Annotated in this window: 23 protein-coding genes and 1 tRNA gene; 2 read left to right on the forward strand and 22 right to left on the reverse strand. The window is 64.6% G+C overall.

The features are described from left to right. Positions 1-35: 35 nt before the first annotated feature. The 5 genes from rplT to EA796_RS00065 all read right to left on the reverse strand — a co-directional run bounded on the left by rplT (position 36) and on the right by EA796_RS00065 (position 3,508). Complete coding sequence (rplT, locus tag EA796_RS00045; RefSeq protein WP_003243409.1) at positions 36-392, reverse strand: 50S ribosomal protein L20; 357 nt, start codon at positions 390-392, stop codon at positions 36-38. A 29-nt stretch (positions 393-421) separates the two neighbouring features. Next, the gene (gene rpmI, locus EA796_RS00050) at positions 422-616 is read right to left on the reverse strand and encodes a 50S ribosomal protein L35 (protein WP_031302581.1); all 195 of its coding nucleotides are present in this window, start codon (positions 614-616) and stop codon (positions 422-424) included. Positions 617-676: 60 nt separating this feature from the next. After that, the gene (gene infC, locus EA796_RS00055; protein ID WP_177342863.1) at positions 677-1,228 is read right to left on the reverse strand and encodes a translation initiation factor IF-3; all 552 of its coding nucleotides are present in this window, start codon (positions 1,226-1,228) and stop codon (positions 677-679) included. Next, entirely contained in the window at positions 1,228-3,150 is a 1,923-nt protein-coding gene (thrS, locus tag EA796_RS00060) for a threonine--tRNA ligase (protein WP_122107039.1), read from the reverse strand. Before thrS ends, infC begins: the two co-directional genes overlap by 1 nt. Before the next feature lie 281 nt (positions 3,151-3,431). Then, positions 3,432-3,508, reverse strand: a tRNA-Val gene (locus EA796_RS00065). Between the two features lie 185 nt (positions 3,509-3,693). Between EA796_RS00065 and EA796_RS00070 the strand changes: the two genes are divergently transcribed. Continuing rightward, a complete protein-coding gene (locus EA796_RS00070; protein WP_122107040.1) occupies positions 3,694-4,977 on the forward strand; it encodes an FAD-binding oxidoreductase in 1,284 nt (427 codons plus the stop codon). 48 nt (positions 4,978-5,025) lie between these two features. Here the strand turns inward: EA796_RS00070 and EA796_RS00075 are convergent, their stop codons facing one another. The 12 genes from EA796_RS00075 to EA796_RS00130 form a co-directional block, all read right to left on the reverse strand. After that, positions 5,026-5,979 (reverse strand): PA2778 family cysteine peptidase, encoded by a 954-nt coding sequence (locus EA796_RS00075; RefSeq protein WP_122107041.1) that lies wholly within the window; start codon positions 5,977-5,979, stop codon positions 5,026-5,028. After that, positions 5,964-6,365: a PA2779 family protein gene (locus EA796_RS00080; protein WP_021441980.1), complete on the reverse strand. Its 402-nt coding sequence runs from the start codon at positions 6,363-6,365 to the stop codon at positions 5,964-5,966. Before EA796_RS00080 ends, EA796_RS00075 begins: the two co-directional genes overlap by 16 nt. Positions 6,366-6,452: 87 nt before the next feature. After that, on the reverse strand, positions 6,453-8,177 hold the full coding sequence (locus EA796_RS00085) for a NahK/ErcS family hybrid sensor histidine kinase/response regulator (RefSeq protein ID WP_122107042.1): 1,725 nt from the start codon (positions 8,175-8,177) through the stop codon (positions 6,453-6,455). After that, on the reverse strand, positions 8,161-9,324 hold the full coding sequence (ercA, locus tag EA796_RS00090) for an alcohol dehydrogenase-like regulatory protein ErcA (protein WP_122107043.1): 1,164 nt from the start codon (positions 9,322-9,324) through the stop codon (positions 8,161-8,163). The genes EA796_RS00085 and ercA overlap by 17 nt, the downstream gene beginning before the upstream one ends. Before the next feature lie 77 nt (positions 9,325-9,401). Beyond that, the gene (locus EA796_RS00095; RefSeq protein WP_122107044.1) at positions 9,402-11,348 is read right to left on the reverse strand and encodes a S9 family peptidase; all 1,947 of its coding nucleotides are present in this window, start codon (positions 11,346-11,348) and stop codon (positions 9,402-9,404) included. Next, on the reverse strand, positions 11,336-12,490 hold the full coding sequence (gene pqqE, locus EA796_RS00100; RefSeq protein ID WP_122107045.1) for a pyrroloquinoline quinone biosynthesis protein PqqE: 1,155 nt from the start codon (positions 12,488-12,490) through the stop codon (positions 11,336-11,338). The genes EA796_RS00095 and pqqE overlap by 13 nt, the downstream gene beginning before the upstream one ends. Beyond that, complete coding sequence (gene pqqD, locus EA796_RS00105; protein ID WP_021446380.1) at positions 12,462-12,740, reverse strand: pyrroloquinoline quinone biosynthesis peptide chaperone PqqD; 279 nt, start codon at positions 12,738-12,740, stop codon at positions 12,462-12,464. Before pqqD ends, pqqE begins: the two co-directional genes overlap by 29 nt. A gap of 85 nt (positions 12,741-12,825) precedes the next feature. Beyond that, on the reverse strand, positions 12,826-13,578 hold the full coding sequence (gene pqqC / locus EA796_RS00110) for a pyrroloquinoline-quinone synthase PqqC (RefSeq protein ID WP_122107046.1): 753 nt from the start codon (positions 13,576-13,578) through the stop codon (positions 12,826-12,828). Positions 13,579-13,606: 28 nt separating this feature from the next. Further along, positions 13,607-14,521, reverse strand: a complete 915-nt coding sequence (pqqB, locus tag EA796_RS00115; protein ID WP_122107047.1) for a pyrroloquinoline quinone biosynthesis protein PqqB — start codon at positions 14,519-14,521, stop codon at positions 13,607-13,609. 48 nt (positions 14,522-14,569) lie between these two features. Beyond that, the gene (gene pqqA / locus EA796_RS00120) at positions 14,570-14,641 is read right to left on the reverse strand and encodes a pyrroloquinoline quinone precursor peptide PqqA (RefSeq protein WP_003243383.1); all 72 of its coding nucleotides are present in this window, start codon (positions 14,639-14,641) and stop codon (positions 14,570-14,572) included. A 291-nt stretch (positions 14,642-14,932) separates the two neighbouring features. Further along, complete coding sequence (locus EA796_RS00125) at positions 14,933-16,453, reverse strand: aldehyde dehydrogenase family protein (RefSeq protein WP_122107048.1); 1,521 nt, start codon at positions 16,451-16,453, stop codon at positions 14,933-14,935. A gap of 307 nt (positions 16,454-16,760) precedes the next feature. Then, positions 16,761-18,536 (reverse strand): methanol/ethanol family PQQ-dependent dehydrogenase, encoded by a 1,776-nt coding sequence (locus tag EA796_RS00130; protein ID WP_122107049.1) that lies wholly within the window; start codon positions 18,534-18,536, stop codon positions 16,761-16,763. A 217-nt stretch (positions 18,537-18,753) separates the two neighbouring features. On the opposite strand from EA796_RS00130, the gene EA796_RS00135 reads away from it, so the two are divergent. Further along, on the forward strand, positions 18,754-19,140 hold the full coding sequence (locus tag EA796_RS00135) for a hypothetical protein (RefSeq protein ID WP_122107050.1): 387 nt from the start codon (positions 18,754-18,756) through the stop codon (positions 19,138-19,140). A 29-nt stretch (positions 19,141-19,169) separates the two neighbouring features. On the opposite strand, the gene EA796_RS00140 is transcribed toward EA796_RS00135, so the two are convergent. The 5 genes from EA796_RS00140 to EA796_RS00160 form a co-directional block, all read right to left on the reverse strand. Beyond that, positions 19,170-20,093 carry a quinoprotein relay system zinc metallohydrolase 1 gene (locus EA796_RS00140; protein ID WP_122107051.1) on the reverse strand — a complete coding sequence of 308 codons (924 nt, stop codon included), beginning with the start codon at positions 20,091-20,093 and terminating at the stop codon, positions 19,170-19,172. A gap of 52 nt (positions 20,094-20,145) precedes the next feature. After that, on the reverse strand, positions 20,146-20,895 hold the full coding sequence (locus EA796_RS00145) for a quinoprotein dehydrogenase-associated SoxYZ-like carrier (protein ID WP_122107052.1): 750 nt from the start codon (positions 20,893-20,895) through the stop codon (positions 20,146-20,148). A 21-nt stretch (positions 20,896-20,916) separates the two neighbouring features. Further along, a complete protein-coding gene (locus EA796_RS00150; protein WP_122107053.1) occupies positions 20,917-21,789 on the reverse strand; it encodes an ABC transporter substrate-binding protein in 873 nt (290 codons plus the stop codon). A gap of 148 nt (positions 21,790-21,937) precedes the next feature. Further along, positions 21,938-22,357, reverse strand: coding sequence for a cytochrome c-550 PedF (gene pedF / locus EA796_RS00155; protein WP_021443425.1), 420 nt, complete (start codon positions 22,355-22,357; stop codon positions 21,938-21,940). A gap of 209 nt (positions 22,358-22,566) precedes the next feature. Continuing rightward, on the reverse strand, positions 22,567-23,370 hold the full coding sequence (locus EA796_RS00160; RefSeq protein WP_122107054.1) for a helix-turn-helix transcriptional regulator: 804 nt from the start codon (positions 23,368-23,370) through the stop codon (positions 22,567-22,569). Between the last annotated feature and the right edge of the window lie 41 nt (positions 23,371-23,411).

Here is a 23,411-nt window from a genome sequence, read left to right on the forward strand (position 1 = left end):
TTGCCACCGGGCAAGCCCGGTGATTGTCGGGGGACTTAAGCCAGAACGGCCTTAGCTTTCTCGACAATCGCAGCAAACGCCGCTTTTTCGTTCACTGCCAGATCGGCCAGGACCTTACGGTCGATTTCGATCGACGCCTTTTTCAGGCCAGCGATCAGACGGCTGTAGGACAGACCGTTGACGCGAGCACCGGCGTTGATACGGGCGATCCACAGAGCACGGAACTGACGCTTGCGCTGACGACGGTCGCGGTAGGCGTATTGGCCTGCCTTGATCACCGCCTGCTTGGCGACGCGGAACACGCGCGAACGCGCACCGTAGTAGCCCTTGGCGAGCTTCAGGATTTTTTTGTGACGAGCACGAGCGATAACGCCACGCTTAACACGAGCCATGAGTAATTACCTCTAAATATCTTGACCGATTAACGAACGCGCAGCATGCGCTCGACTTTAGCTTTGTCCGACGGGCCGATCAGCGAGCTGCCGCGCAGCTGACGCTTACGTTTGGTGGACATCTTGGTCAGGATGTGGCTCTTGAAAGCGTGCTTGTGCTTAAAGCCCGAAGCAGTCTTCAGGAAGCGCTTTGCAGCGCCGCTCTTAGTTTTCATCTTTGGCATGTTTGGTACTCCGCATTCATTAACAACTGATAACCATCAGGCCTGCCAGTGCCCGGGAGGTTATTTACGCTTCTTGGGAGCGATGACCATCATCAGCTGGCGTCCTTCCAGCTTAGGATGCTGTTCAACGGTGCCGAGTTCGGCGAGGTCGGCTTCGACCCGCTTCAACAGCTCCATGCCCAGTTCCTGGTGGGCCATCTCACGGCCGCGGAATCGTAGCGATACCTTGGCCTTGTCCCCATCTTCAAGGAAACGTACCAGGTTGCGTAGTTTTACCTGGTAATCCCCTTCTTCCGTCCCTGGACGAAACTTGATCTCTTTGATCTGTTGCTGGTGCTGATTCTTCTTCGCAATAGCAGCCTGCTTTTTCTTTTCGAACAGGTGCTTGCCGTAGTCCATGATGCGGCAAACCGGCGGGACTGCGTCAGCGGAGATCTCTACCAGATCCAGCTTGGCTTCTTCAGCCACGCGCAATGCCTCATCAATCGAAACAATACCAACCTGCTCGCCGTCCGCACCAATCAGGCGAACCTCACGTGCGGTGATGTTCTCGTTGATCGGCGCCTTGGGAGCGGCCCGCTTATCCTGTCTCATTTCACGCTTAATAGTTATTACTCCGAATCTTGGCGACCACGCCGGGAAACCGCTTGCTGCAATTGCGCGGCGAACTGCTCGAGGGGCATGGAGCCCAGATCGACGCCTTCACGGGTGCGCACAGCAACGGATCGTGTCTCAACCTCCCGATCTCCAATAACCAAGAGATAGGGAACCTTGAGCAAGGTATGCTCGCGGATTTTAAAGCCGATCTTTTCGTTTCTCAAGTCAGCCTTGGCACGAAAACCGCTTTGGTTGAGAGTTTTCTCTGCTTCGCGGGCAAAATCGGCCTGCTTGTCGGTGATATTCATGATCACCGCCTGGGTCGGCGCCAGCCAGGCCGGGAACGCCCCTTCGTAGTGCTCGATGAGGATGCCGATGAAGCGCTCGAAGGAACCGAGGATCGCCCGGTGCAGCATGACCGGATGCTTGCGGTTGTTGTCCTCGGAAACGTACTCCGCGCCCAGGCGCACCGGCAGATTGAAGTCCAGCTGCAGAGTACCGCACTGCCACACACGACCCAGGCAATCCTTCAGCGAGAACTCGATCTTCGGCCCGTAGAAGGCGCCCTCGCCCGGCTGCAGGTCATAGGCCAGCCCGGCACTGTCGAGCGCCGCCGCCAGGGCCGCCTCGGCGCGATCCCACAACTCATCGGAACCCACGCGCTTTTCCGGACGAGTGGACAGCTTGAGCTGGATGTCGGTGAAGCCGAAGTCGGCGTAGACCGCCTGGGTCAGCTTGATGAAGTCGGCGGATTCGGCCTGCATCTGCTCTTCGGTGCAGAAGATGTGCGCGTCGTCCTGAGTGAAGCCGCGCACGCGCATGATGCCGTGCAGCGCACCTGACGGCTCGTTGCGGTGGCAGGCACCGAACTCGGCCAGGCGCATCGGCAGCTCGCGATAGCTCTTCAGCCCCTGATTGAATACCTGAACGTGGCACGGGCAGTTCATCGGCTTGATCGCGTAATCGCGGCTTTCCGATTCGGTGGTGAACATGTTCTCGGCGTAATTGGCCCAGTGCCCGGACTTCTCCCACAGGCTGCGATCGACCACCTGCGGCGTCTTGATCTCGAGGTAACCGTGCTCGCGCTGCACCTGACGCATGTACTGTTCGAGCACTTGGTACAGGGTCCAGCCATTGGGATGCCAGAACACCATGCCCGGCGCTTCTTCCTGGGTATGAAATAGGTCCAGGCGCTTGCCGATCTTGCGGTGATCGCGCTTCTCGGCTTCTTCGATGCGCTGGATATAGGCCGCCAGCTGCTTCTTGTCCGCCCAGGCGGTGCCATAGATGCGCTGCAACTGCTCGTTCTTCGAGTCGCCGCGCCAGTAGGCGCCGGAAATACGGGTCAGCTTGAACGCCTTGAGGAAACGGGTGTTGGGGACGTGCGGACCGCGGCACATGTCGACGTACTCCTCATGGAAGTACAGCCCCATGGCCTGCTCGTCCGGCATATCGTCAATCAGGCGCAACTTATATTCCTCGCCGCGCGCCCTGAACAGCTCGACGACCTCGGCACGCGGCGTCATCTTCTTGATGACGTCGTAGTCCTTGTCGATCAGCTCGGCCATGCGCTTTTCGATGGCCGCCATGTCTTCCGGGGTGAAGGGACGGTCGATGGCAATGTCGTAATAAAAGCCTTCATCGATGACCGGACCGATCACCATCTTGGCATTCGGATAGAGCTGCTTGACCGCATGCCCAACCAGGTGAGCGCAGGAGTGGCGGATGATCTCCAGCCCCTCTTCGTCCTTCGGCGTGATGATCTGCAGGGTCGCGTCAGTCTCGATCAGGTCGCAAGCATCGACCTGGCGACCATTGACCTTACCGGCTAGGGTGGCCTTGGCCAGGCCCGCACCAATGGACTGGGCGACCTCCAGCACGGAAACCGGATGATCGAACGAACGCTGACTGCCGTCGGGAAGAGTAATGATGGGCATGGCGCCTCCTCTCCTAGTGGTGACCCCTACCAAAGGTCACGTGGGTTGGGATGAGCCAGGAAGCGATCCGGCGGTATACCTGCCGAACGATGGCAGGAGCCCCAAGGGCCAACCAGAACCGAACCAGAGTCACTGGAAGTAAAGAGTGCGGATGCTTTCAGAAAGCCTGAACGCTGACAAGCAACCACAGACAATATCCGAGCGGAATTCTCGGAAGTTTTGCCGCCACGAATGACGAGCAACAAAAAAGGGGTCGTATCAACGACCCCTTTTTATCGATTTGGTAGGCACAATTGGACTCGAACCAACGACCCCCACCATGTCAAGGTGGTGCTCTAACCAACTGAGCTATGTGCCTTCGATGGGTGCGCATTCTACGCAGAAGTTTTTGGCCGTCAACAGGTTTTTTCGCTAACTCACTGAAATAGGCCAAATTTTTTATTTCAGCCAGGCTCGTTGAATATTTTGCACAGGCACTAGCCGGGCATTTTCAACTCAGGTAGGATCGGCTCATTCGTAAAAAATAAAGAACAGAGGTTCAAAATGGCGCACACGGCATACCCACAATCCTACTACGCCGCTTCTGCCAACCCCGTTCCCCAGCGCCCTGCCCTGCAAGGTGAAGTGGAAACGGACGTCTGCATCGTCGGCGCCGGCTATACCGGCCTGTCCACCGCGCTGTTCCTGCTGGAGAACGGCTTCAAGGTGAGCATCGTCGAGGCGGCCAAGGTCGGCTTCGGTGCCTCCGGGCGCAACGGCGGGCAAATCGTCAACAGCTACAGCCGCGACATCGACGTGATCGAGCGCAGCGTCGGCCCCAAGCAGGCGCAACTGCTCGGGCATATGGCTTTCGAGGGGGGGCGCATCATCCGTGAGCGCATCGCCAAGTACGACATCCAGTGCGACCTCAAGGACGGCGGGGTGTTCGCCGCGCTCACCGACAAGCAGATGGGCCACCTGGAAGCGCAGAAGAAGCTGTGGGAGCGCTATGGCCATACCCAGCTGGAACTGATGGACGCCAAGCGCATCCGCGAGGTGGTGGCCACCGACAACTATGTCGGCGGCATGCTCGACATGAGCGGCGGCCATATCCATCCGCTTAACCTGGCCCTGGGCGAGGCCGCCGCGGTGGAGTCGCTCGGCGGGGTGATCTACGAGCAATCCCCGGCCACCCGCATCGACCGCGGCGCCAACCCGGTGGTGCACACCCCCGAAGGGCGGATCAAGGCCAAGTTCGTGGTGGTGGCGGGCAACGCCTACCTCGGCAATCTGATGCCGGAGCTGTCGGCCAAATCGATGCCCTGCGGCACCCAGGTGATCACCACCGAGCCGCTGTCCGACGAACTGGCCGCCAGCCTGTTGCCGCAGGATTACTGCGTCGAGGACTGCAACTACCTGCTCGACTACTATCGCCTGTCCGGCGACAAGCGCCTGATCTTCGGCGGCGGCGTGGTCTACGGCGCGCGCGACCCGGCCAATATCGAGGCGATCATCCGCCCGAAGATGCTCAAGACCTTCCCCCAGCTGAAGAACGTGAAGATCGACTTCGCCTGGACCGGCAACTTCCTGCTGACCCTGTCGCGCCTGCCCCAGGTCGGCCGCCTCGGCGACAACATCTACTATTCGCAGGGTTGCAGCGGCCATGGCGTGACCTACACCCACCTGGCCGGCAAGGTGCTGGCCGAGGCGCTACGCGGCCAGGCCGAGCGTTTCGACGCCTTCGCCAACCTGCCGCACTACCCCTTCCCCGGCGGGCGGATGTTCCAGGTACCGTTCAGCGCCCTCGGCGCCTGGTACTACACCCTGCGCGACAAGCTGGGCGTGTAACGACCGCAGGAACAAAAACGGCGCCCTTGGGCGCCGTTTTCGTTTGCCTTATGGACAGGCCGGCAGGGCCTGACATTGACCCGTTGCGACGCTCGCCTTCAGCGGCGCGGCAAAGCGCGCATCCTCCGGGGCCAGGCGCCGCGCGCAGGCCTGGGCCTGCTGCGCGCGTTCGCCGCAGCCTTGCTCGCCGAGCAACTGGGCCAGATTGAACCAGCCGGCGGCGAAATCCGGCTCGCGTTGCAGGCTGGCGCGCAGCGCCTGCTCGGCGCCTTGGCGATCACCTTCGGCATAGCGGCTGTTGGCCAGGGCGAACCAGCTCAGCGCCTGCTCCGGCCAGGCCTGGGTGGCGCGTCGATAGGCACGCTGCGCCGCCATCTTGCGCCCGGTCTGCTCCAGATCGCTGGCGGCCTTGAGCCAGGCGCGCATGTCGGCCTGCGCCGGCAATTGCTCCGGCGGCAAGGCCAGCACCGCCCAGCGCCCGCCGCGCGCCCAGCTCTGGTCGAAGCTGGCGAAATCATCCACCAGGCGCCGCGTGGTGCCGGAGCGCAGGATCAGCGTGCGCTCGCGACGGTCGTAGCCGACCACCACGGCGAAGTGCCATTGCGGGTAGAAGTCGAACGCCAGGTTCTGCAGCACCAGCACCGGATTGCCGGCGGCCACCTCGGCCAGCAGCGCCTCCAGACGCGGCTGCAGCGGATACACCAGCATGTCGTGGCTGCGTGCGGCGGCAACCATCTCCACCTGCAGACTGCCTTCGCGACCGGGCAGGTAGACCTTGTCCTTGAGCACGCCAGGGGTGGTCAGCACGCCGCGCTGGTTGAGCATGGTGGCCAACGCCGCCGGCCCGCACTGGTAGGCGTCCTGCGGGAAGAATGGCACATCGCTCAGCTCGACCCGCTCAGGCAAACGCTCGGCCTCCGGCGATAACAGCGGAGACCGAGCGCAGGCTGCGAGTAGAACGACTGAAGCGATACAGGCGAGGCGAATCAGCGATTGATGCATTTGACGAAATTGAAGATGTTGGTGGCGCACAGCATATCAGTGATGATGAAGATCACCAGGAACAGCACGATGATGCCGACCACGCCGGCACCGGCGGGCGCCTGATCCAGCTGCTGGTTGAACTGCGCCAGCTCGGCCGGGGTGAGGCTGGCGATACGCGACTCCACCTGCTCGCGCTCGACGCCCATGGCCACCAGTTTGTCCTTGACCTGCTCGTCGTCGAGCATGGCCATCAATTGCGCCTGATCCACCTGGTGCTGCTGTTCGGCGAGCACCTCGTGGGTGCCGATCATGGCCGCGTTGGCGACGGGTATCTGCACCACCAGCAGCAGGTGCAGCAATGCGGTGAAGAACGCCAGACGGCGCAGAACGGGGTGCATGGACATTGTCATTGTGGTTGTCTCCTGAGACGGCTAGGTAGCCAATAGACAGTATGGCAGGCGTCCGGGTTCACCCCGAAAATCTGCACCCGCTCACACTTCCTGCAGCAACTGGCTGAGCACCGCTCGCAACTTGCCCGGCTTGACCGGCTTGTTCAGCAGCGGCGCGCCCAGCGCCTGCAGGTCGCGGCGGCAGGCGTCGCTGCGGTCGGCGCTGATGATCAGCGCCGGAATCGGCCGGGCGAACGCCTCGCGCAGCTGCTGGATCACCTGGCAGCCGAGCACGCCGTGATCGAGGTGGAAATCCGCCAGTATCACCTCCGGCGCCCTGCCCTGCAGGCGTAGCAGCGCTTCGGGCAGATCCAGTGCGGTGACCACCTCGCAGCCCCACTGGCCGAGCAGCGCGGCCATGCTGTGCAGGATCGCCTCTTCGTTGTCGATCACCAGCAGGCGCCGCCCCGGCAGCGGGTCGCCGAGCAGCGGCTGCGGCATGGGCTGCGCCGGCCGTTGCGGGCGCTCGGCAGCCAACGGCACGCGGATGCTGAACAGCGAGCCGCGCCCCGGCTGCGAACTCACCTGCACCGGATAACCGAGCATGCGCGCGATACGCTCGACTATGGCCAGGCCGAGGCCGACGCCCTTGCGCTCGGTGGCGCGGCCGACGTCCAGCTGGTTGAACTCGAGGAAGATCTTGTCCAGTTGGTCGGCGGGAATGCCGCGGCCGCTGTCCCACACCTGCAGCTCGAGAAACTGGCCGCGCCGCCGCGCGCCGAGCAGCACGCCGCCGCGTTCGGTGTAGCGACAGGCGTTGCTGAGGAAGTTGCGCAGGATGCGCGTGAGCAGGCGAAAATCGGTGTGCACCGCGCAGTCGGCGATGCGCACGCGCAGGCGCAGGCCGCGGGCCACGGCGACGCCGTCGAACTCCGAGGCCAGCGGCGCCAGCAGCTCCTCCAGGCGATAGACGTCGAGGTCCGGCTTGATCGCCGCCTGGTCCAGCTTGGAGATGTCCAGCAGGTCGGTGAGCAGATCCTCAGCGCCTTCCAGTGCCAGGTGGCTGCGTTCCACCAGATTGAGCTCGGCGCTCGGCAGCTCGCGCTCACGCAGGGTGGAGATCAGCAGCCGCGCGGCGTTGAGCGGCTGCAGCAGGTCGTGGCTGGCGGCGGCCAGGTACTTGTCCTTGCTGCGGTTGGCCGCCTCGGCGGCGTCGCGCGCCTCGCGCAGGGCCTGCTCGATGCGCTCGCGCTCTTCGATCTGCCGTTGCAGGTTGCGGTTGGATTCGAGCAGCTCGTAGGTACGTGCAGCGACCCGGCGCTCCAGTTCGTCGTTGAGCTGTTGCAGGCGCTGCTGGGCCTGCTTGCGCTCGGTGATGTCGGCGACGAAACCCTCGAACAGGCCCTCGCCTTCGGGCTTGAGCAGCAGGTTCATCAACACGTCGATGACGCTGCCGTCGCGCCGGCGTAACTGGGTTTCGTAGCCGACCAGGGCGGCGCCGCGGCCCAGCTGCTCGCGAATCCGCGCCAGCTCGTCGAAGCCGCCGACGAACAGGTGGCGCGCCAGGTCGTTCAGCGACCACAGCACCTGCTGCGGATCGTCGTAGCCAAGCATGCGCGCCATGGCCGGGTTGGCCGCCAGCACGCCCTGCTGCAGGCTGGCCTGGAAGATGCCGTGCACGGCGTGCTCGAACAGCCATTTGTAGCGGTTGCGCTCGGTTTCCAGCTCCTCCAGGCGCGCCAGCAGCTCGGGGTAGTGGCTCTTGCGCGCCGACTGGCTGCTGAGCCCCAGCAGCCCGGCCAGCGCCTCGTCAGAGCGCCTCGCCATAGACCACCTCGACGTCGCGCTGGGTCGACTCGCGCGGGTTGGTAAGGATGCACGGATCGTCCATGGCATGGCTGGAAAGGAACGGAATGTCCGAGCTGCCGACGCCATGCAAGCCGAGGGTTTCGCGGAAGCCCACGGCATGCTTGAAGGCGATCAGGTGCTCGACCAGGCGCTGGCGAATCTGCGCGTGGTTCAGCCCGCGACAGTCGATGCCGAGGGTTTCGGCGATGACCTTGAAACGCTCCGGCGCCGCGCTGTAGTTGAAGGCCACCACGTGCTCGACCAGCACCGCGTTGCACAGGCCATGCGGCAGGTCGAGGAAACCGCCGAGGCTGTGGCTCATCGCATGCACCGCCCCGAGGATGGCGTTGGAGAAGGCCAGCCCGGCCTGCATGCTGCCGAGCATGATCTTCTCGCGCAGGGCGATGTCCGCCGGGTTGGCGATCATCTGCACCAGGTTGCCGTTGATCAGACGCATGGCTTCCAGCGCATGCGGATCGGTCAGCGGTCCGTGGCCCGTGGAGACGAAGGCCTCGATGGCGTGCACCAGGGCGTCGATGCCGGTACAGGCGCTAAGGAAGGGATCCATGCTCAGGGTGGTTTCCGGGTCGATCAACGACACGTCCGGCACCACCGCCTTGCTGACGATGGAGAACTTCATCCGTTCCTGCTGGTTGGAGATGATCACGAACTGGGAGACATCGGCCGAGGTGCCGGCGGTGGTCGGAATCAGGATCAGCGGCGGGCTGGGCACGCGGATGGTATCCACACCTTCGAATTCGAGAATGCTGCGACCATGGGCGACGACGATGCCGATGCCCTTGGCGCAGTCCATCGGGCTGCCGCCGCCGACCGCGACGATGACGTTGCAGCCCTCGCTTCGATACAGCTCGGCGCCCTCCATCACCTCTTCCACCCGTGGGTTGGGCGAGACCCTGGTGTACAGGCAGTAGGCGATGCCCTGGGCCTGCAGGCTGGCCTCGATATCACCGGCCCAGCCCGCGGCGACCACACCGGGATCGGACACCACCAGCACCTTGCGTGCACCGAAGGTCTTGGCGTAATTGCCGACGTTATGCCGGGAGCCGGCGCCGAAGATGATCTCGGGGGAAACGAACTTTCGCAGCTGACTCAAATCGTGGCTCATACAACGGCCTGAAATTTCTTGTTATGGAATGGCGATCAGCCTACTGCATTGCCGGGTTAATGCAATGCGACCTGCGATCAGCTCAGCCGCTGATAGAAGGCATGCTCGGCGCGCAGAGCCTCGGCCAGATTGGTAGCCTGACGGAAACCGTGGCGTTCCTCGGCGAACAGGTGATATTCCACCGGCAAGCCACTCTGACGCAGCGCCTCGACCATGCTTTCGGTCTGGCTCGGCACCACCACCGCATCCAGCGCGCCCTGGAAGAAAATCACCGGCACCCTGATCCGGTCGGCCTGCAACAGGGGCGTGCGGCGGCGATAGCGCTCGGCATCCTGCTGCGGGTCGCCGATCAGCCAGTCCAGGTAATCTGCCTCGAACTTGTGGGTCAGCCGACGCAGTGCCAGCGGGTCGCTGACGCCGTAGAGGCTGGCACCACCACGTAACTGCGGCAGCTCGGCCAGTGCACGCAGCGCACTGAAGCCGCCAGCACTGCCGCCGCGCACGAACACTTGCGCCGGATCGATAACGCCGTCGCTGGCCAACTGGTCGATGGCGGCGCGGATATCCTCGACCTCCAGCGCCCCCCACTGCCCCGCCAGACGCAGCCGGTAGGCGCGACCGTAGCCGCTGCTGCCGCGGTAGTTGAGGTCGAGCACGGCGTAGCCGCGCAGCGTCCAGAAGGCGATGCGCGGATCGAATACCGGATAGCAGGCCGAGGTAGGGCCGCCGTGCAGGAAGATCAGCAGCGGTTGGCGTGATTCGGCGGCAACGGGCGCATAGAAAAAACCATGGCAGCGCTCGCCCTCGCCCACCGCACAGCTGAATGGCTGAGGCCGTGACAGCTGTGCTTCACCTAGCGGCTGCTCACCGCCCGCCAGTATCTGCAACGCGCCATCGCTGCGGCAAATGGCAAGCACCGCCGGCAGGCGATCCGGGGCGGCAGCGATGCAGTAGAAATATTCGCTATCGGCAGCCAGGCTGCGGAAACGTGTAAACCCTTCGGCCAACCGCCGCTCTGCGTAGGGTGCGCTGTGCGCACCGATTGGTTTGCCGCTGAGATCGCTGGTGCGCACAACCTGGGCGGCCCCGCGCCCCTCTACCAGAATGCCTACACCCTGCTCGAAACGGGTCAGCAGCAGCTCACCATGCTCCAGCGGCAGATAGGTGCGGCCACCCAGTTGCCAGGGCGCCGGCGCATGATCGCGGGGCGCGGCTTGCAGCTCTAGGCCGTGATCGACGCACTCGGGCTGCCACCAGCCCGCCTTGTCGCTCAACACCCACAAGCGGTTCTGCGCATCGAAGCGTGGCTGCTGCAGAGAACGATCACCCGCCTGCCCGGCCAGCACCCGAGTAGGCTGGTCCGACTCGCGCTGGCACAGGCGCGTGGCGACCCAGGGTTGGTGCGGGCGATCCCACTCGATCCAGGCCAGGCGTTGGCCAATGGAGTCCGCCACCGGCGCTGCGTAGAAATCGGCGCCCTCGACCAGCACCTCGCGCTGGCCATCGAGGCCGATACGCACCAGGCGATGCAGCACCGCGCCGCGCTCATGACTCTCCTCCACCGCCAGCAGCGCCTGCCAGGCGGGCACGAAGGCCAGGTCGCCATAACGGCAGTGAGAGCGGGCAGTCAGCGCCTGAGGCTCAAGGCCCGTAGGAGCGGCTTTAGCCGCGAAGCCCTTTGGCTCACCGCGGTTCGCGGCTAAAGCCGCTCCTACGGAAATACCCGCCATTGGCAGATGGTAGATCTGCTGATCACGCTCGTTGACGAAGGCCACGCCCTGCTCCGTGGCACAGCAGGCGCCGCCGCCGTATTCGTAGACGCGGCTGCGTACGGAAAACCCCGGCGGGGTCAGCTCGCAAACTGCGCCATCGCGGCAGAAGAACAGCCCGCAACGGGCCTGCAGCGGATCGAAGGCCACCCACAGCAGGCCGTCATGGGCGGCGTGCAGTTCGGCGAAGTCGGCGCTGGCGGCTGCGGCCTGTTCGGCGCTCCAGATATCGTCGGGGTCGGTCACGCCTTGCATATGATTCGCGAGGCCTTTTCGTTGCGATATTGCAGGGCGTCCAGCCCCAGCGGCGCTTCGTCGGCCTGCTGGCGGGCAGCGAGAATCACACCATGGTGGGCCGACTTGCTGCACACCGGGTCGGCGTTGCTGGCGTCGCCGGTGAGCAGGAAGGCCTGGCAGCGGCAGCCGCCAAAATCCTTGTGCTTCTCGTCGCAGCTGCGGCAGGGCTCGGCCATCCAGTCGTCACCGCGAAAGCGGTTGAAACCGAAGGAATGCCGCCAGATGTGCTCGATGCTGTGCTCGCGCACATTGGGAAACTGCACCGGCAGCTGCCGCGCGCTGTGGCAAGGCAGCGCCGTGCCGTCCGGGGTGATGTCGAGGAACAGGTTGCCCCAGCCGTTCATGCAGGCCTTGGGGCGCTCCTCGTAGTAATCCGGGGTGACGAAGATCAGCTTGCACGGGTGGTTCTCGGCCGCCAGTTTGTCGCGCCACTGGTAGGTGATGCGCTCGGCGCGTTCGAGCTGCGCGCGAGTCGGCAGCAGGCCGGCGCGATTGAGTTCTGCCCAGCCGTAGAACTGGCAGGTGGCGAGCTCGACGAAATCCGCCTCCAGCTCCAGGCACAGCTCGATGATGCGCTCGATACTGTCGATGTTGTGCCGGTGGGTGACGAAGTTCAGCACCATCGGGTAGCCATGGGCCTTGACCGCGCGGGCCATGGCCAGCTTCTGCGCGAAGGCCTTTTTTGAGCCGGCCAGCAGGTTGTTCACCTCCTCGTCGGCGGCCTGAAAGCTGATCTGGATATGGTCAAGGCCGGCGTCGGCGAACTCGGCGATACGTGCTTCGGTCAGGCCGATACCGGAAGTGATCAGGTTGGTGTAGTAGCCCAGGCCGCGCGCCGCTGCGATCAGCTCGGCCAGGTCCTGACGCACCAGCGGCTCGCCGCCGGAAAAGCCCAGCTGCGCCGCGCCCAGCTCACGGGCCTGGCGAAACACCTCGATCCACTCGGCGGTGCTGAGTTCGGCGCCCTGCTGGGCGAAGTCCAGGGGATTGGAGCAGTACGGGCACTGCAGCGGGCAGCGGTAGGTCAGCTCGGCCAGCAGCCAGAGCGGCGGCCCGGCTTCATGGCCGGCTTTAGCGAAGCTCGATCCAGAACTGAGCATGGGCCACCTCCATAAAGGCGAGGATGTCTTCGTCGATGCCGGGCACGTCGGGGAAGCGCTGGTGCAGGCTGTCGATGATCTCGGCCACCGAACGCTTGCCATCGACCTGCTGAAGGATCTCGCCGGCGCTGTCGTTGAGCTTGATCATGCCTTCCGGGTAGAGCAGCACATGGCAGCCCTGGGCCGGCTCGAACTGCAGGCGAAAGCCGCGGCGGATGGCGGGGATATTGGGCAGGATGGCAGCAGTCATTGTTCGGGCTCCTGACTGGTGCGCACGGCGCACCCTACACAAGACTCAACCGCAGGGTGCGTCATGCGCACCGACACATCGGGTTTCATAGCGCGATCCCCCGATGCCAGACGCGCTCGGTGGTCACCGTGTGGTACGGCGGGCGCTGCAGCTCGTAGGCCATGCTCATGGCGTCGAGCATGCTCCACAGCACGTCGAGCTTGAACTGCAGGATGTTCAGCATGCGCTGCTGGGCATCAAAGGTGCGGTAGTGCTCCAGGGTGATGCGCAGGCCATGCTCGACATCGCGCCGCGCCTGGCTCAGGCGCTTGCGGAAGTAGTCGTAGCCGGCCGCATCGATCCACGGGTAGTGCTGCGGCCAGGCGTCCAGGCGCGACTGGTGGATGGTCGGCGCGAACAGCTCGGTCAGCGAGCTGCTGGCCGCCTCCTGCCAACTGGCGCGGCGAGCGAAGTTGACGTAGGCGTCGACGGCGAAGCGCACCCCGGGCAGCACCAGCTCCTGCGACAGCACCTGCTCGCGCTCCAGGCCGACCGCCTCGGCCAGGCGCAACCAGGCCTCGATACCGCCTTCCTCACCCGGTGCACCGTCATGGTCGAGGATGCGCTGGATCCACTCGCGGCGGGTCTCGCGATCCGGGCAGTTGGCGAGGATCGCCGCGTCCTTGAGCGGAATATTGACCTGATAGTAGAAGCGGTTGGCCACCCAGCCCTGGATCTGCTCGCGGCTGGCCCGGCCTTCGTACATGGCCCGGTGGTAGGGATGGTGAATGTGGTACAGCGCGCCCTTGGCGCGCAGCGCCTGCTCGAATTCGGCAGGTGTCATGGCAGGTTGGCTCATCAGGACTCCCCGGTGCGCACGGCGCACCCTACAAAACGATGCTCATGCCATCGAACGCGACCTCGATGCCGCGGGCGTCCAGCTCGGCGCGCTCGGGCGAGTCCAGGTCGAGAATCGGGTTGGTGTTATTGATATGGATCAGGATCTTGCGCGCCGCCGGCAGCCCCTCCAGCACTTCGAGCATGCCGCCCGGGCCGCTCTGCGGCAGATGGCCCATCTCGCTGCCGAGCTTGTCGCCCACCTCGCACCGGCGCATCTCGTCGTCGCGCCACAGCGTGCCGTCCACCAGCAGGCAGTCGGCGCGGCGCATCCAGCCCAGCAGCGGCTCGTCCACCTGACCCAGGCCGGGGGCGTAGAACAAGGTTCCCCCCGTGCGCAGATCCTCGATAAACAGGCCGATATTGTCGCCCGGATGCGGATTGCCGCGGTGCGGCGAATAGGGCGGCGCGCTGCTGCGCAGGGCGATGGCGGTAATGCTCAGCCCCGGGCAGGCGGGGATGGTGAACGGCTCGGCGTCCAGCTCGATCAGCCGGTGCTGCAGGCCGCCGTTCCAGTGGCCGAGCATGTTGAACAGCGGAAAGCCGCTGGTCAGGTCCTGATGGACCATCTCGGTGCACCAGACTTGGTGCGGGCAGCCCTCGCGCAGGGTCAACAGGCCGGTGCAGTGGTCGATCTGGCTGTCGAGCAGGACGATGCCGGCGATCGCCGTATCGCGCAGCTGGCGCGCCGGCTGCAGGGCGGGAAAGGCCTCGAGCTGGGCGCGGATATCCGGCGAGGCGTTGCACAGGACCCACTCGCCGCCGTCATCGGAAAGGGCGATGGACGACTGGGTGCGCGGCTGCGCGCGCAGGGTGCCGGCGCGTACGCCACGGCAGTTGCGGCAGTTGCAGTTCCACTGGGGAAAGCCGCCGCCGGCGGCGGAACCGAGAACCTGGATATGCATGGGGCGTTACCGGTTGGGATGCCCCGGACGAACCGGGGCCAAGGGCGATCAACGGTTGGCGAAGTACATGGTCACTTCGAAGCCAATGCGCAGGTCGGTGTAGGCGGGTTTAGTCCACATGGTGCGGTCCTCTTGTTATTGAACCGGGGCATTCCGGCAACCCCATTAAGCCCCCGCCGGGCAGGCGGCCAAATGGTACTTTGGGAGGAGATTCGGCTGGCATTGGTAGGTAAGCCCACCCTATGGACAGCTGCGCATCGGCAATAAAAAACGCGGCCGAAGCCGCGTCGCGATAAGGAATCTGCTGCCGTTCAGGCCATGGCTGCCCGCAGATCCACCCGGGTAGGGTTCGTCGCCGTGCAAGAGGCGGCGCGCCGGAGCGAGCGCGCCGCGTTATGGGATTGGCGAGCCTTAGAAGAAGCCCAGCGGATTGATGTCATAGCTGACCAGCAGGTTCTTGGTCTGCTGGTAGTGGTCGAGCATCATCTTGTGGGTTTCGCGGCCGACGCCGGACTTCTTGTAACCGCCGAAGGCGGCGTGCGCCGGGTACAGGTGGTAGCAGTTGGTCCATACGCGGCCGGCCTTGATCGCCCGGCCCATGCGGTAGGCGACGTTCATGTCGCGGCTCCACACCCCGGCGCCGAGGCCGAACTCGGTGTCATTGGCAATGGCCAGCGCCTCGGCCTCGTCCTTGAAGGTGGTCACGCCGATCACCGGGCCGAAGATTTCCTCCTGGAACACGCGCATCTGGTTGGTGCCCTTGAGCAGGGTCGGCTGGATGTAGTAACCGCTGGCCAGGTCGCCGTCCAGGCGCTCGGCCGCACCGCCGGTGAGCACCTGGGCGCCTTCCTGCTGGGCGATTTCCAGGTAGGAGAGGATCTTGTCGAACTGCTGCTGCGAGGCCTGGGCGCCGACCATGGTCTCGGTGTCCAGCGGGTTGCCGCGCTTGATCTGTTTGACCTTCTTCATCACCTCGGCCATGAAGGCGTCGTAGATCGACTCCTGCACCAGCGCCCGCGACGGGCAGGTGCACACCTCGCCCTGGTTGAAGAAGCCCAGCACCAGGCCTTCGGCGGCCTTCTCGATAAAGGCCGGCTCGGCGTTCATGATGTCGGCGAAGAAGATGTTCGGCGATTTGCCGCCCAGCTCGACTGTGCTCGGGATGATGTTCTCCGCGGCGCATTTCAAGATATGCGACCCCACAGGAGTCGATCCGGTGAAGGCGATCTTGGCGATGCGCTTGCTGGTGGCCAGCGCCTCTCCGGCCTCGCGGCCGAAGCCCTGGACGATATTGAGCACGCCCGGCGGCAGCAGGTCGCCGATGATCTCGGCCAGCAGGGTGATCGACAGCGGGGTCTGCTCGGCGGGCTTGAGCACGATGCAGTTGCCGGCGGCCAGGGCCGGGGCGAGTTTCCAGGCGGCCATCAGCAGCGGGAAGTTCCACGGGATGATCTGCCCGACCACGCCCAGCGGCTCGTGGAAGTGATAGGCCACGGTGCCGTCGTTGATCTCGGCGGTGCTGCCTTCCTGGGCGCGGATGCAGCCGGCGAAGTAGCGGAAATGATCGGCGGCCAGCGGCACGTCGGCGTTCAGCGTTTCGCGCACGGCCTTGCCGTTGTCCCAGGTCTCGGCCACGGCCAGCAGCTCGAGGTTGGCTTCGATGCGGTCGGCGATCTTCAGCAGGATGTGCGAGCGCTCCTGCACGCTGGTGCGGCCCCAGGCGTCGGCGGCGGCATGGGCGGCGTCCAGCGCCCTGTCGATGTCGGCGGCATTGGAACGGGGGAATTCGGCGATCACCGAGGCGTCGACCGGGCTGGTGTTGCTGAAGTACTGGCCACTGAGCGGGGCGACGAATTCGCCGCCGATGTAGTTGCCGTAGCGCGGCTTGAGGCTGACGACGGCGCCTGGGGTACCCGGTTTCGCGTAAATCATGATGCTGACCTCTCTTGTTGTCGGAGCCCGCTGCCAATCGGGGAAGCGAGTCATGGTTCGATCTTAGGAAGCCCCCGGAAACCTCGGTATGCGCCCATGGCACAGATCGCCTAGTCATTTGGTAGTAGAGCGGCGAGCGGTCTGGCACGGGCCTTCGGCAGCGAGATAAGGAGCTATGGACGCTAAAGGCTAGACCCGCCTGCCTGGTCTTGCGTTCCGCCCGGCGGAAAATCTCCCGATGCAGCGGCAAGCCCCAGAAACGACGATGGCCGGACAGAGTCCGGCCATCGTCTGACGCATCAGCCGATCAGCGCTTGGCCACCAGTTCCTTCGGCAGCTTGAAGGTCCACAGCATGCCGCCCTGGTTCAGGTGCTTGACGCGCTTGGCCACCTCGCCGCCCCACAGCGGTACCGCACCGCCCCAGCCGGACAGCACCGAGACGTACTGCTCGCCGTCCATTTCCCAGGTCACCGGCGAGCCGATCACGCCCGAGCCGGTCTGGAATTCCCAGACCTTCTCGCCGGTCTTGGCGTTGAACGCCTGCAGGTAGCCTTCCGGGTTGCCGGTGAACACCAGGTTGCCCTTGGTGGTCAGCACCCCGCCCCACAACGGCGCATAGTTCTCGTGGCGCCAGACTTCCTTGCCGGTCTTCGGATCGATGGCGCGCAGCACGCCGATGTAGTCCTCGTTGAGCGGCTTGATGGTGAAACCGGCGCCCAGGTAGGCCGCGCCCTTCTTGTAGGCGATGTCCTCGTTCCAGATGTCCATGCCCCACTCGTTGGACGGCACGTAGAACAGGCCGGTGTCCTGGCTGTAGGCCATGGGCATCCAGTTCTTCGCGCCGAGGAAGGCCGGCGCGGCGAACACGCTCTTGCCCTTCTCCGCGGCGCTGGGCGAACCCGGACGATTGCTGTCGTCGAAGATCGGCCGGCCGTTCTTGTCCAGGCCCTTGGCCCAGGTGATCTTGTCGACGAAGGGGAAGCCGCGGATGAACTTGCCGTTGGTGCGGTCGAGTACGTAGAAGAAGCCGTTGCGGTCGGCGGTCGCAGCGGCCTTCACGGTCTTGCCGCCTTCCTGGTAGTCGAAGGAGATCAGCTCGTTGACGCCGTCGAAGTCCCAGCCGTCGTGCGGGGTAGTCTGGAAGTGCCACTGGATGCTGCCATCGTCCGGGTTCAGCGCCAGGCGCGAGGACGAATAGAGGTTGTCGCCGGGACGCAGGTGCGAGTTCCACGGCGCCGGGTTGCCGGTGCCGAAGAACAGCAGGTTGGTGTCGGCGTCGTAGTAGCCGCCCAGCCAGGGCGCGGCGCCGCCGGTCTTCCACAGGTCGCCCGGCCAGGTCTTGCCGGCCTCACCGCCGCTGATGCCGTTCTCGACCGCCTTGCCGTCCTTGTAGACGTAACCCATGTGGCCTTCGACGGTCGGGCGGCTCCACAGCAGCTCGCCGTTCTTCGGGTCATAGGCCTCGATCTTGCCGACCACGCCGAACTCGCCGCCGGAGACGCCGGTGATCAGCTTGCCATTGACCACCAGCGGCGCGGCGGTGATCGAGTAGCCCGCCTTGTGATCGGCGACGTTCTTGCGCCAGACCACCTTGCCGGTGTCCTTGTTCAGCGCCACCAGCTTGGCATCCAAGGTGCCGAAGATCACCAGGTCGTCGTACAGGGCGACGCCGCGGTTGATCACGTCGCAGCAGGGACGGATATCGTCCGGCAAACGGGCTTCGTACTGCCACAGCTCGCGGCCGGTGCGTGCATCGACGGCGAACACCCGCGAGTAGGAGGCGGTAACGTACATCACGCCGTCCTTGATCAGCGGCTGCGCCTGCTGGCCACGCTGCTTCTCGCCGCCGAAGGACATGGTCCACACCGGGCGCAGCTCCTTGACGTTCTGCTCGTTGAGGATGCTCAGCGGGCTGTAGCGCTGGCCCTGCAGGCCGAGGCCGTTGGTGACGATCTCGTCGGTGGTGCTGGCGTCCTTGAGAATCTCGGCGTCGGTGACCGCCAGCGCGGCGGCGGACGGCAACAGCATCGCCGCGCACAGCGCGGTGAGGATCAAGGGCTGGCGAAGACCGGTGTGTTTCATTGCGGCTACCTCTGCGGGTTCATTGTTATTGCCGGGAAAATTTCCCGGTCTGCCGCAAATTCTTCGCCCGCCCCGGCCACCCAACAATTGCACCCCCAGCCGATTTTCCTCCTTCCTTGGTAGCAATACCTGCCCCACAGGCTGCAATCATGAGGATTGCGGCGGCCAGGGCTTTGCCCGACACTGGGCCGCCCGCACCTATTGATCGGAGACGCCCGTGCCCCACCCTCGCCAGGAAATCCTCAACCATCCCGATGCCCTGGACTGCACTGTCTATCGCCCCGACGAGCAGGACCCGGACGGCGAGGAGCTGGATCTGGGCGACGCCAAGGTGATCTTCACCGGCGCCTTCGAGCCGCCCGTCGACTGGGATGCGCGCCAGCGCGAGGACTATTTCGGCGAGGAAGATCCCACGCACTTCGTCACCGCCCATATCGAGTGCCTGGCCAAACCGGCCACCAAGGCATTCTTCATGGCCGAGAGCGGCGACTACCTGGCCGTGCAGGCCAGCCTGGGCGAAGTGGTGATGTATTACGTCTACGACCACGAAGAAACCGAGCAGGGTCGCCGCTACGTGCTGATTCGCGACGACGAAGAGCTCTAAACCCTGACAGCCGCTGCGCGCGACGCCCCCTACCGATCCACCCGCCCCATGGCGTTGCGCTCGTAACGCGGGTAGAGGTGGCTGACGCTGCGGATCAGCTCGTAGCGACTCAGGCTGACCTGGGCGAAGCGCTCCGGGATGGGCGCGCGGATCAGCTCGTTCATCTCCGCGCCCTGCTCCGCCCCGTCGCGCAGCAGCCCATCGAGCCAGCCCAGGTAGTCGCGCATCTGGGCGAAGGGCGCCGCGTCCGTGGCGACGGGGCCATGGCCGGGCACGATCTGCTGCCAGGGCAGCGCTTCGAGGCGATCCAGATCGGCCAGCCAGACGTCCAGCCCGGGGCTGTTCGGCGTGGTCAGCGCGCGCTGGTAGAACAGCAGATCGCCGGCGAACAGCACGCCCGTGCGCTCGTCGAGAATCGCCAGGTCGGCGCCGGTATGGCCGCGCAGCGCCAGCAGCTGCAGGCGCCGGCCGCCGATTTCCAGCGCGCCTTCGTGCAGGTCCTCGGTGGGCAATACCACCTCGGTGCCGCGCATCCAGTCGCCCACCAGGCGGTACATGTTCTCCGCCATGGCATCGCCCTGCTCGGCCAACAACCTTGTGGTCTCAGGCAGCGCCGCGATGGGCACATCGGCGAAAGCCTGGTTGCCGAGCACGTGATCCGGGTGATGGTGGGTCAGCAACACGCGCAGCACCGGCTTGCCGGTGGTTTTCTCGATGCTCTGGCGTAGCGCCTCACCATAACGACGTGACGGGCCACTATCGATCACCACCACGCCATCGGCGGTTTCGATAAAGCCGACGTTGACGATATTGCCGCCGTTTTCCGCCGCGAAATTGTCGGTGCTGCCCTCCACCAGCCAGACGCCGTCGGCGATCTGTCGGGGTTGCAGCTGGTAGTCGAGCGCCTGAGCCAGACCGGCGAGCAGGCAGCCCAGCAATAACATCCAGCGCATGTAAGCCCTCCCTGAATGGGTTGGTGCGCGCGGCGCACCCTACTGAACGTGTTCAGAACGCGGCCTGGAATTCGTTGCCATTGTTGTCGCGCAGCCACAGCTCGGCGTGCCGATTGCCGCGCAGGTCGAAGCTCAGCGTCGGGTTCTCGCTGACCGCCGGAAACAGCTCGATGCGCCCCAGTACCTGGCCGCCCTCCCCGCGCAGCTCGGCCTGTTCGATATAGAACTCGGGGATGCCGCCAACCAGGCCGTTGTCCATCGGGTGCGACACCTGCAGGCGCAGGCGGCTGCCCTCGCCGCGCACGAAGCGCTTGCCCAGCACCTGGCCCAGGCGTTCTTCCCAACCGGTTTCGGCGCGCACCACGCTGGGCGCCGTGCAGCCGCCGCCCGCTGCTTCGATGCGGGCCGAACCGACATGCCAGAGGCCATCGTCGGTGAGCACCGCGGCGCGGATCGGCGTGGCCTGCTCGACGCGAATGCGGATGGCCAGGCTCGGCTCCAGCTCGGCGCCGGGGGTGAAATCGACAATACGCGGGATGGGATTGAGTTCGGCCCAGGCCAGGATGCGCTTGACCTTGCCGCGGTAGGCGCTGGCGTCGATCTGGATCGGCACCTGGCGCGCATCCTCGGCAAAAGGCGGCACCTCGAGGCGAACCTTGTCGTCGAAGACGAAAGGCTCGCCGTTCAGCAGGCGCTGGTGGTAGTAATCCCACATCACCGAGGTGACCGGATCGGCCGGCTGCGCCCGCGCTTCCCAGGCCCAGGCAAAGAGGGTCAGCAACACCAGGGTCCGCCAGTCCATCGCCCACCTCCGGCTCGCGCCCTATTGGTACTGTTCAGGCTTCTCGTAGCGCAGCCCATAGCGCGCATAGAGACGCTCGAGCGAGCCATCGAGAATCAGGTTTTCCAGCTGTTCCTCGACCGCATAGGCCAGTTGCCGATTGCTTTCATGCACCGCCATGCCGATCTCCCAGATCTGCCGGCCCAGGTCCGGGTAGGCGTTCTCCGCCAGCGCCAGCTGCGGGTCGCCGGCTTCGTGCAGCAGCCAGTCCACCTCGCCACGTAGCGCCATCACCGCGTCCACCTCGCCGGCCCGCATGGCGGCGAAGGCCAGCTGCGGCGTCGGGTAGTGATGGGTCTGCTTGCCGAGCATGCCGCCCTGCACCGAGCTGAGGTAGAACGAGGGCACGCTTTCCACCTCCACCCCCACCGGATGCCGGCGCAGCGCAGCGATGCTCGGCACCTCGGCCAGGCGGCGGCGGTCATGCGCCAGCTGCCAGCGCTCGCGCTGGTAGGGGCCGAACATCACCACCAGCTCGTTGATCAGCTCGCCCAGTTCGTTGCGTTTGTAGGAAAACTCGCGGTCGTAGGGCACGCGCAGCATCAGATCGGCCAGCTCGCCCTGCGCGGTGACGCGGCCGCGCCAGATATAGTCGCGCAGGTCGTCGTCGAGCTTCTCGCCAGGCGGCGCCCAGATCAGCTCGAGCCGCAGCCCCAGGCCCTTGGCGAGCGCCTGCGCCAGCTCGTAGTCGACGCCACGGGGCTGGCCGTCCTGCTCGTAGCTGTACGGCGGGAAGTTCTGGTACAGCGCCACGCGCAGGGTGCCGGACTCATTGATGCGGTCGAAGTCGCGCACCTGCGCCTGCGCCGTGCCCAGGCACAGCAGCAGGCCACACAACAGAATCAGCCGGCGCATGCTCCTAGAGATGGTGAAGAAATCGTCGCGAGCGAAGGCAGGTCGCGTTTCGCCGGAGCGCAGCAAGCGGAGTGTATTGACATACATGAGCATTGCGAGCACCGCCGAAGCGCGAGATGCCGAGCGCAGCAGATTTATCATCAAGCTCTTACTCCTCGACGTGCACGCTCTCCAGATAGGTACGCACCGCCCACAGGGCCTCCTGGCTGAGGAAGTCGGCCATCTTCGGCATGTACACGCGGCCATCGCGCACCGCACCGTTGATTACCCGCTCCTTGAACCATTCGTCACCCATGGCGCCCAGCTCGAGCAGGCGCAGGTCCGGGGCGATACCGCCGGATTTGGCTTCCAGGCCGTGGCAGGCGGCGCAATTCTGGTTGTAGGCCGAGGCGCCGATCTCGATGGCGCGCGGGTTGTCGCGGTAGGGGTTCTCCTCCAGCCATTCCTCGCCCAGCGGCTCCAGGCCGTCGGTGTTGACCGCCTGCGGTACCACGTCGCCATGCGCCCAGAGCTGGGTGGATGCGGCCAGCAGCACCAGGGCCAGGGTGGAATTGAGTTTCTTGTTCATGACTAGGACCTCATCGAATGCACGCAAGACGGCTCGTACGGAGCTCGTGGGGCCATCTTAGAAAGGCCGCGCAAGACGCCGAATGCTGCTTTGGTGGTCGCGTCCTAGTCCCTTGGTAGTAGGGCTTGGGTGGGGGGCTGACTGTTCGGAGTTGGGGTTGCCCACGCTCCGCTCGCCTCTTCAGGCTGTGAGAGCGGGCCAGTGACGCCTTAACCCGGCTCCCGGGTTTTTCTGAGTTCCGAGGGGGTGAGGCCGAACTGCTGCTTGAACTTGTCGGTGAAGCGCGATTGCGACTGGTAGCCACAACGCTCCGCGATGCGCCCGATGGGCTCCATGGTCGTTTGCAGCAGGAAAAGTCCCTGACCCAACCTGGCCCTGCTCACGATCGACTTGATACTCGCGCCTTCGGCGTTCAATCGCCGACGCAAGGTCGACTCGCTGACCGCCAGCTTTTCCGCCAGGCGCCCGACGCTCCAATCGGCGGCGATATTTTCGCTGACGATATCGTGCAACTGGTGGCTGAGACTCGGATGCCCGACGATGCTGCTCACCTCGTCGTGGCCGGACAGGCAGATCAGCTGCAGAAGCTCCTCTCTGCGTAGCGACCACAACGCCCGAGGAGCATAGAGCGACCACTCGATATACTGCTGCAGCGTTTTCGCCAGTGCCTCGTCGATAGCGCCCTGAACATATCGCCGGTTACCACTGCGCTTGTGCTTGAAGCGATCGAAATCGCTGAATTCGAACTCGATCAGAACGGCGAAATATTCGTCCCCGGGAATATTCCTCATATCGATATCCGAGGCGTTGGACAGAAAGAGAAAACTGCCGGTCGGGCAGACGATTTCATCCCTCTGCCCCAACTGCTTGACGCCAGCCAGCACGAATATCAGCAACGGCTTGGTAATCGGCGCATTGAGAATGCGTTGTTCCTTGTAAGACGAATACACCGAAAACGGCAGCCCGCTGATTTCACGCTGCGCCGCTCTCGCCAGCTTTATCAGTTCCTGCATAGCGTTACCAGCAGTAGAAATGTCATCCCTTCACCTGTAGA

The organism is Pseudomonas sp. AOB-7, assembly GCF_003696305.1.
Taxonomy (GTDB): Bacteria; Pseudomonadota; Gammaproteobacteria; order Pseudomonadales; family Pseudomonadaceae; genus Aquipseudomonas.

Coding starts and splice junctions, on each gene's coding strand:
- rplT (WP_003243409.1), bottom strand. CDS start 392: ATGGCTCGTGTTAAGCGTGGCGTTATCGCTCGTGCTCGTCACAAAAAA.
- rpmI (WP_031302581.1), bottom strand. CDS start 616: ATGCCAAAGATGAAAACTAAGAGCGGCGCTGCAAAGCGCTTCCTGAAG.
- thrS (WP_122107039.1), bottom strand. CDS start 3,150: ATGCCCATCATTACTCTTCCCGACGGCAGTCAGCGTTCGTTCGATCAT.
- EA796_RS00070 (WP_122107040.1), top strand. CDS start 3,694: ATGGCGCACACGGCATACCCACAATCCTACTACGCCGCTTCTGCCAAC.
- EA796_RS00075 (WP_122107041.1), bottom strand. CDS start 5,979: ATGCATCAATCGCTGATTCGCCTCGCCTGTATCGCTTCAGTCGTTCTA.
- EA796_RS00080 (WP_021441980.1), bottom strand. CDS start 6,365: ATGTCCATGCACCCCGTTCTGCGCCGTCTGGCGTTCTTCACCGCATTG.
- EA796_RS00085 (WP_122107042.1), bottom strand. CDS start 8,177: ATGGCGAGGCGCTCTGACGAGGCGCTGGCCGGGCTGCTGGGGCTCAGC.
- ercA (WP_122107043.1), bottom strand. CDS start 9,324: ATGAGCCACGATTTGAGTCAGCTGCGAAAGTTCGTTTCCCCCGAGATC.
- EA796_RS00095 (WP_122107044.1), bottom strand. CDS start 11,348: ATGCAAGGCGTGACCGACCCCGACGATATCTGGAGCGCCGAACAGGCC.
- pqqE (WP_122107045.1), bottom strand. CDS start 12,490: ATGCTCAGTTCTGGATCGAGCTTCGCTAAAGCCGGCCATGAAGCCGGG.
- pqqD (WP_021446380.1), bottom strand. CDS start 12,740: ATGACTGCTGCCATCCTGCCCAATATCCCCGCCATCCGCCGCGGCTTT.
- pqqC (WP_122107046.1), bottom strand. CDS start 13,578: ATGAGCCAACCTGCCATGACACCTGCCGAATTCGAGCAGGCGCTGCGC.
- pqqB (WP_122107047.1), bottom strand. CDS start 14,521: ATGCATATCCAGGTTCTCGGTTCCGCCGCCGGCGGCGGCTTTCCCCAG.
- EA796_RS00125 (WP_122107048.1), bottom strand. CDS start 16,453: ATGATTTACGCGAAACCGGGTACCCCAGGCGCCGTCGTCAGCCTCAAG.
- EA796_RS00130 (WP_122107049.1), bottom strand. CDS start 18,536: ATGAAACACACCGGTCTTCGCCAGCCCTTGATCCTCACCGCGCTGTGC.
- EA796_RS00140 (WP_122107051.1), bottom strand. CDS start 20,093: ATGCGCTGGATGTTATTGCTGGGCTGCCTGCTCGCCGGTCTGGCTCAG.
- EA796_RS00145 (WP_122107052.1), bottom strand. CDS start 20,895: ATGGACTGGCGGACCCTGGTGTTGCTGACCCTCTTTGCCTGGGCCTGG.
- EA796_RS00150 (WP_122107053.1), bottom strand. CDS start 21,789: ATGCGCCGGCTGATTCTGTTGTGTGGCCTGCTGCTGTGCCTGGGCACG.
- pedF (WP_021443425.1), bottom strand. CDS start 22,357: ATGAACAAGAAACTCAATTCCACCCTGGCCCTGGTGCTGCTGGCCGCA.
- EA796_RS00160 (WP_122107054.1), bottom strand. CDS start 23,370: ATGCAGGAACTGATAAAGCTGGCGAGAGCGGCGCAGCGTGAAATCAGC.